Annotated in this window: 7 protein-coding genes and 1 pseudogene; 1 reads left to right on the top strand and 7 read right to left on the bottom strand. The window is 60.4% G+C overall.

All coding sequences use genetic code 11. The annotated features are described in order from the left end of the window. Positions 1-148 precede the first annotated feature (148 nt). The 7 genes and pseudogenes from K8W16_RS03105 to K8W16_RS03075 form a co-directional block, all read right to left on the bottom strand. Complete coding sequence (locus tag K8W16_RS03105; RefSeq protein ID WP_304121062.1) at positions 149-634, bottom strand: threonine/serine exporter family protein; 486 nt, start codon at positions 632-634, stop codon at positions 149-151. A gap of 6 nt (positions 635-640) precedes the next feature. After that, positions 641-1,444: a threonine/serine exporter family protein gene (locus K8W16_RS03100; RefSeq protein WP_304121060.1), complete on the bottom strand. Its 804-nt coding sequence runs from the start codon at positions 1,442-1,444 to the stop codon at positions 641-643. Between the two features lie 797 nt (positions 1,445-2,241). Next, positions 2,242-2,604 (bottom strand): annotated as a pseudogene (secG, locus tag K8W16_RS03095) (preprotein translocase subunit SecG); the annotation flags it as partial. Between the two features lie 16 nt (positions 2,605-2,620). Next, positions 2,621-3,376, bottom strand: coding sequence for a triose-phosphate isomerase (gene tpiA / locus K8W16_RS03090; RefSeq protein WP_304121058.1), 756 nt, complete (start codon positions 3,374-3,376; stop codon positions 2,621-2,623). 73 nt (positions 3,377-3,449) lie between these two features. Then, positions 3,450-4,310, bottom strand: coding sequence for a TIGR00282 family metallophosphoesterase (locus K8W16_RS03085; RefSeq protein ID WP_304121057.1), 861 nt, complete (start codon positions 4,308-4,310; stop codon positions 3,450-3,452). Beyond that, positions 4,310-5,107 (bottom strand): HD family phosphohydrolase, encoded by a 798-nt coding sequence (locus K8W16_RS03080; RefSeq protein ID WP_304121055.1) that lies wholly within the window; start codon positions 5,105-5,107, stop codon positions 4,310-4,312. The genes K8W16_RS03085 and K8W16_RS03080 overlap by 1 nt, the downstream gene beginning before the upstream one ends. After that, positions 5,097-5,327, bottom strand: coding sequence for a hypothetical protein (locus K8W16_RS03075; protein WP_304121053.1), 231 nt, complete (start codon positions 5,325-5,327; stop codon positions 5,097-5,099). Before K8W16_RS03075 ends, K8W16_RS03080 begins: the two co-directional genes overlap by 11 nt. A gap of 190 nt (positions 5,328-5,517) precedes the next feature. On the opposite strand from K8W16_RS03075, the gene dnaE reads away from it, so the two are divergent. Further along, the coding region (gene dnaE / locus K8W16_RS03070) for a DNA polymerase III subunit alpha (protein ID WP_304121051.1) at positions 5,518-7,597 on the top strand (2,080 nt) is incomplete at its 3' end.

Raw genomic sequence — 7,597 nt, 5'->3', positions numbered from 1 at the left:
TGATTAAGAGTCAACTGCTCTACCAATTGAGCTAGTGACCCATACGCTCGGCGCAGGAGTGCTTATAGAAAAAAAAACATCCTTCGTCAAGCGTTTTTCCTGCAAAAAAAATCATTTTTTTTGCAAACGGCGGGTATCGGGACTCTCTTTACCTATGGGAACAGCCTTTCCCGCCGCGTCCGGTTTTCTGAGCAAGGGCTCCCGCCAGCCTCCGCACAATGTGGCTTATGGCCATGGCGCACACTATGCCCGCGGCTATGGCCGAGGCCAGGAGCAGAGTATAGAGTATCTGCCGGGAAAAAGCGCCCCACTCCCCGTTCACGGCGAAGCTCATGGAGCGGTACAGCGAAGCCCCGGGCACCATGGGTATGGCCGCAGGCACAAGGAACACGGTGGACGGCGTCTTCTTCAGCCTTGCCATAGGTTCCGAATACAACGTGAAGCATACGGAAGCGAAAAAAAAACGGATCACGTCGCTTTCGCATACAGCCCCCAGGGCAAGATAGGCCGCCCAGCCCAGCATGCCGCCGAGCCCCGCCCAGAAAAGCCTTGCAGACTGCACGTTGAAAAGCACGGCAAAGCCCACGGAACCGCTGAAAGCCGTGATGAGCTGGATAAGCGTGTCAAAAGTCATGTTCTGTCACCAGATAAGGGTGGGAAGCGCGAAGCCGAAGGCGATGAGCGCCGCAAGAAGGAAGGCGTTGCAGAAGCCGAGCAATGCTGAGAGCGTATCGCCGTTGAAAATATCACGGATGGAGTTGGTCAGCAGCATGCCCGGAATAAGCAGCATGATGTTGCCGATGCTGATCTTTTCCGCGGAGCAGCCGAAGCCAGCGGATACGAAGAGCAGCGCGAGGCAGCCGCCTGCAAAGGACCACAACACCGCCGCCACGTTGGCGGGAAGCTCCAGATAGCGCGACACCGACTCCATGTACTTCAGAAAAATTCCTATCACTGCCGAGGCTGCGGCATCCAGCCACTGTCCGCCGAAAAAAAGTGTGAACGAAGCGGAAATAAGCGCGTATGTGCCCAGCATCACGGCAAAGGAATATTGCGGCGTTTTGGTGCGTATTTCCTCAAGCTCATTCTCCACTACCTCGAAAAGGGGCATTTCTTCGCAGATGCGACGGGAAAGGGCATTGAGCCGGGAAAGCTTGAACAGGTCGTATTTCGTGGAGGTGATGCGCCTTGTCTGCGTGACGGCCCCGAACATGGGGGAATAGACCGTCACCACAATGGCCGAGGTGATGGTGAAAACATCCACCTTTTCCGCGCCGTAGGCCATACAGATGCGGCGGACGCTGTCTTCCACACGGCTGACCTCCGCGCCGCTGATGAGCATGGCCTCGCCGATGTTCAGGGCGTTGAACAGAAATTCCTGAGCATAATCCAGGCTGGAGGCATGCTCCAGGGCAACCTGTTCCGCGAGATAATATCTTGCCATAGTTAAACCATCACTTTAAAGAAGGAGCTTTTCCGCCCGCAGGGAGGAAATCCCGGAATCTCCGCACAAGAGGAGCATCCAAAACCATACGCCTGTACCCTCCTGCCGCAGAAGAAAAACTCATGACGCATACAAGGGAGGGCAGCCGCATCTATAAAAAACGCCCCGCCCCCTGTCAATGCGTAAGAAAAGCCCCGACAAGGCGGGACTCCGGCGGCGGAACAGCGGCCTTCCGCACAGTGAGAGAAAAGAGAGCAATCGACAAGCCCCGCATCCTCGAAAGACTTTTTCGCGCCCCGTGCCGGGATAGGACAAGCCGTCAGGAAAGAGCCGGGAGAAGCTGGTTTTTCGGGTAAGGCAGACGCCACGGGCCATGTGGCCGCGCTCCTCGCACGGGCAAAAAAACGTCTTCCGCACGCATGATGGGGAACAGCGTACTTTTCCTGCCACTCTTTGCGCGGCAAGCGCATTTTCGTGCACGCGCCGGGACTGTGGACGGGCGCGGCCGGGAACTCATCTTCAAAGAAGCTCTCCCGGGAAAAGACGGCCCTGCCCGCATCCGCCCTTTTCCCCGACCCGCGTTTAAAAGAAAAGAGCGCCTCACACGAAGCGCTCTTTTTTCGGAAATCAAAGCTCTCTTACTGCGCGCTTTCCGCAGACGCCGCGGGAGCGGCCGGGGCGGCAGCTTCAGTCGCCGGGCTCTGTTCGGGCTCGGCAGCCGGGGCCGGAGCGGAGGGCTGTTCTGCAACAGGAGCGGCAGCTTCAGCGGCCGGAGCCTGTTCGGGGGCAGCGGCGGGAGCGGCAGCTTCAGGCTGGGCGGCGGGAGCCGCAGCTTCGGAAGCGGCAGGAGCCGGGGCGGCAGCAGGAACCTGAGCCGGGGCGGCGGGCACTTCTTCAAACTGAACATCAAGCACCGATTCCTGCGACGTGCGGGTGGAACTCGTCATGATGTTGTACCCCAGAGAGGTGCAGATGAAGATAACGGCCAGGAACGTGGTCAGCTTGGCAAGGACGCCGCCTGCGCCGGCGCTGCCGAACACGGAACTGTTGCCGCCACCACCAAAGATAACGCCCATACCTTCACGGCCGGACTGCAGAAGAACCAGCACGACAAGGATGATGCATACGATAACATGAAGGGTCAGGATGGCTGTCTGCACGCGAAATGCTCCTTAACTAGGCATTGATGATCTGAGTAAAACTGTCAGCCTTCAAAGAAGCACCTCCTACCAGCACACCGTCCACATTGTCAAGTGCGAGGATGCTGCCGGCATTGGCGGGCTTCACGCTGCCGCCGTACAGGAGGGGAGTTTCGTCGGCCCTGTCGCCCAGGATTTCACGCATGAGCTCACGGCAAATGGCATGAGTTTCCACAATGTCGTCGGTGGTGGCGGTCTTGCCGGTGCCTATGGCCCACACGGGTTCATAGGCTATGGCCAGGGATTCCACGGGAGTGCCGGCAGCGACGCCCTTCAGGCCCAGCTTGAGCTGGCGCTCCAGCACGTTGCGCAGAAGGCCTGCTTCGCGTTCTTCCAGAGTTTCACCGATGCAGAGCATGACGCGCAGGCCGTTTTCCAGAGCGAAGGCGGTCTTTTCGCCCACGAAGCTGTCGCTCTCGCCGAGGATGTGGCGGCGTTCGGAATGGCCCGTGAGCACCCAGGAAGCGCCGCAGGCCTTGATCATGACGGGAGAGATTTCCCCGGTGAAGGCGCCTTCCGGGGCGGGATACACGTTTTCCGCGCCGGTAGCGGCGCCTTCAATGGCGCCCATGGCCTCGGAGGCCTTCTCCAGGGCGGTGAAGGGCACGAACACGATGATATCACGGCCTTCGGGGGCCTTACCCTTCAGGATTTCAGCCATTTCCTTCACCGTGGCAACGGCTTCGGAGCCGGTCTTATACATTTTCCAGTTGGCAGCCATCAGCTTCTTCATAGGAACAACCTCGCTAGAACTAAAATGGGATGGGGAAAAACTACGCTTATCGGGTAAAAATACAAGCCCCGCCTCAGCCTTCCTCTGCCGGGGCCCCTGCGGAAGCGGCCGGGCAGCGGCAGCGCACGGCGCGTATCTCCCGGGCAAGGCCCGTAGCATCGTCGATATCCAGATAGGCGCCGTTCAGCGAAACGGGCCCGCGCGCAGGCTTGAAGGCATGGGGCATGCGGGTAAGAAAACGCGCCACGGCAACATCGGCATCCATACCCAGGGAAGACTGCTCCACCCCGCACATGCCGAGGTCGCTCATGTACGCCGTGCCTTTGGGCAGGATCTGCGCGTCCGCCGTCTGTACATGGGTATGCGTGCCGAGCACGGCGCTCACCTTGCCGTCCAGGGCCCAGCCGAGCGCCTTTTTCTCGCCCGTGCTTTCGGCATGAAAGTCCACCAGGCGGACAAGGACCCCCTCCAGTTCATGGCCGGAAGTTCCCCCGGCTGCGTGTATTCCCAGCCCGGGCGCGCCTTCCAGCCAGGAAAGGGCCGCGCGGAAAGGACAGGAGAGCGGCTCCATGAATACCGTTCCGAGGGCGTTGAACAGGGCGAGCCTGCGGCCGTCCTTCAAAGTGTGCACCAGACGCCCCCTGCCCGGCGAACCTTCGGGATAGTTGACGGGCCGCACCACGCGCCTGTCCGCCTCCAGGCGGGAAAAAATCTCCCTGTGCCTCCACACATGATTGCCCGCAGTCACGAGATCCACGCCGCAGGAAAAAAGCTCGTCCAGCGTATCGCAGGTCATGCCGAGGCCCCCGGCAATGTTCTCCGCATTGGCAAGGACCACGTCCGGGCGATACTCCTCCCTGAGTTCGGGCAGAAAATCCTTTACCGCAAGCCTGCCAGCCTTGCCCACCACGTCGCCGAGAAAAAGGATGCGCATCAGAGCTCCTCTTCGCGGCTTTCTCTGCACGCTTCAAGCAGAGCGAAAAGCTTCTCCTTCGCGGGAAGAAGTCGCGGATCGTCCGGCAGGCCCGCAAGCACGGCCTCCATAAGGCCGCTTTCCGCAAGCGCGCGGCGCGTGGCGACAAAACGCAGCTCCAGCATCCATGTGCCGAGAAGCAGACGGAAATCGTTGACGAATCGCAGATCGGAATAACATGCCACACGGCCTGCAAGCACGTCGTCCGCCACAGTCTGCGACCAGCTTTCCGGGTCGTCCTTCACATGCAGGAGCACGGCGTCCCTTTCCGGCAGGGCGCTGTGCAGGTAGCTCACCATGATGCGGAAAATGTCGAGCTTGTCGCTGTCGCGCACGATATCGGTCACAAAACGCGCTTCCGGGGAAAGGAGTGCGGGGAGTATATGGCGGTTGTGCAGAAGTACGGCGCACTGGGCAAGGCCGCGCACCCCGGGTTCTTCCTCGCGCAAAAAGCCCTCGTCGCGCATGGTGTGAAAGCTCAAAAGTGCGTGATTGACGGATGTTGCGTCCATGAAGGTGCGATAGCGCTGAAACTGGGGAAAGCGCCCGCAATCATGATACAGGGCCCCAAGAAGCGCCGCGCGGCAGAGCGTTGCCTCGACCCTGCCCTCCAGGGAATCCACAACGGCTCCGGCGTGTTCCAGCACCTTGAAGGTGTGTTCCACCTTGAGGCGCAGGGGGGCGGCGTCGGGCACGTCGCAAAAGCGCTCCGTGTAGGCGAGAAAGCGTGCGCGATGCACGGAAAGGTCAGTCGTCATGTTCCTCTCCCTTGTCCTGCCATTCCTTCAGGCGGCGTTCCCGCTCCTCGGCTTCCTGCATGCGGATGCGCCGGTTGCTCTCATCCCATTTCGGGTCGCGGAAAAATCCTCGGGGGCCGTAGAGAACCCGCAGAAAAAATATCACCGCAGCGGACACGAGCACCATGATGACGACGCCGCTGAGCTTGCCTGTGAAAAGGCTTTCCAGTACCTGAGCCAAAAAAACGCTCCTTGAAAAAATTTCCCCCCATGATACCGCCTGCGCAGGCAGGACGCAAGGGCCGCAGCCCTCCCCGGCCCCGCGCGCCCCCGCATAGCCGCCGCCGGGCCGTCTTCGCCGGCGCGCTGCGAGCTTTACGGAAGGAAGGGGGTATGCTACGACAGGGCACGGATTCATCATCGGAGAAGTCATGTCGGATTTTGTGCATCTTCATTGTCATACGGAGTTCAGCCTGCTGGACGGGGCCATACGCGTGGCCGACCTGGCCAAGAAGGCCAAGGAGCTCGGCATGCCCGCCGCAGCCATTACCGATCACGGCAACCTCTTCGGCACGGCCTATTTCTATTCGGCCTGCAAGGACGTGGGCATCCCCCCCATCATCGGCTGCGAGGTCTACGTCACGCGCGACCATACCGACAAGACCTCCGATTTCGCCCGCGTGCGGCATCACCTCATCCTGCTGGCGCAGAACCCCACGGGCTACAAGAACCTCATGCACCTTGTCAGCCGCAGCTGGCTCGACGGCTTCCACTACAAGCCCCGCATCGACAAGAAGATGCTGAAAGGCTGCACCGACGGGCTCATCGCCCTTTCCGCCTGCGTGGCGGGCGAACTTCCCCGCACGCTTTTAGGCACGAACAAGCTCATCACCGGGGGCGGCACCTTCCAGGACGCCGTGGACATAGCGAAGGAATACGCCGCGCTCTTTCCCGACCGCTTCTATCTGGAAGTGCAGGCCAACAGCCTGCCGGAGCAGGCGCAGGTCAATGCAGGCATCATGAAGCTTGCCGACGCCACGGGCCTGCCCCTCGTGGCCACCAACGACTGCCATTACCTGAACGCCGACGACGTGGAAGCCCACGACATACTGCTCTGCATACAGACGCAGGCCAAGGTGGACGACGCCAAGCGCTTCCGCTTCGAGGCGCGCGACCTCTACTATAAATCGGAAGAGGAAATGCGCGCCGGCCTTCCGGGCGTCCCGAGCGAGGCCATGGAGAACACGCTCAAAATCGCAGACCAGTGCTGTCACCTGGAAATCCAGCTCCATGCGCCGCCCTATCACTTCCCTGTGTACGAGCTGCCCGAAGGCATGACACTCGCCAGCGAGTTCTGCCGCATGGCGCGGGAAGGGCTGGAAAAACGCCTGGAAAAACATCCGCACAAGGATACCATCAACGTCCAGGAATACCGCGACAGGCTGGAGATGGAGCTTAAAGTCATCTGCGACATGGGCTTCCCCGGCTATTTCCTCATTGTGCAGGACTACATCAACTGGGCCAAGAACAACGGCATCCCTGTAGGCCCGGGCCGCGGATCGGCCGCCGGTTCCGTGGCGGCATGGGCGCTCCGCATCACCTCCATCGACCCCTTGCCCAACAAGCTCTTCTTCGAACGCTTCCTCAACGTGGAGCGCGTGAGCATGCCCGATATCGACGTGGACTTCTGCGAAGACAGGCGGCTTGAAGTGCTCGACTATGTCACGAAGAAGTACGGCAAGGACAAGGTCTCGCAGATAGCCGCCTTCGGGAAGATGAAGGCCAAGGCCGTGGTGAAGGACGTGGGCCGCGCCATGGGCATCCCGTTCAACGAGACGACGCGCATCGCCAAGATGATCCCCGCCGATCTCAAGATGACGCTGCAGAAGGCGCTGGACACGGTGCCCGAGCTTGCGGCGGAGTACAAGACCAACCCGGAAGTCCACAAGCTCATCGACATTTCCCGCCGTCTGGAGGGACTCACGCGCCACGCCTCCACCCATGCGGCGGGCGTGGTAGTTTCCGACAAGCCCATGGAGGAGTATCTTCCGCTCTTTGCCGGGCGAAAAGGCGAACAGATAGCCGCCTTCGACATGAAGTTCGTGGAAAAGGTGGGCCTAGTGAAGTTCGACTTCCTCGGCCTGCGCACCATGACCGTCATTTCCAACGCGGTAAAGAACATCGTGCGCCAGGGCAAGGAAGCGCCCGACATGGAAAACCTCTCCACGGACGATCCCAACGTCTACGACCTGCTCTCCCGCGGCGACACTGACGGCGTGTTCCAGCTGGAAAGTACGGGTATGCGCAAATACCTGCGCATGCTGAAGCCTTCGGGCTTTGAAGACCTCGTGGCCATGCTCGCGCTCTATCGCCCCGGCCCGCTCAATTCGGGCATGGTGGACGAATTCATCAAGCGCAAGCACGGTGAGATAGAGGTAACCTACCCCCTGCCCGAGCTGGAACCCTGCCTGAAGGATACCTACGGCGTCATTGTCTATCAGGAACAGGTCA

The organism is Mailhella massiliensis, from assembly GCF_020741395.1.
GTDB classification, from domain to species: Bacteria; Desulfobacterota; Desulfovibrionia; order Desulfovibrionales; family Desulfovibrionaceae; genus Mailhella; species Mailhella massiliensis_A.
Note: the sequence above shows the minus strand (reverse complement) of the source record. Positions and strands in the feature narration are given on the sequence as shown.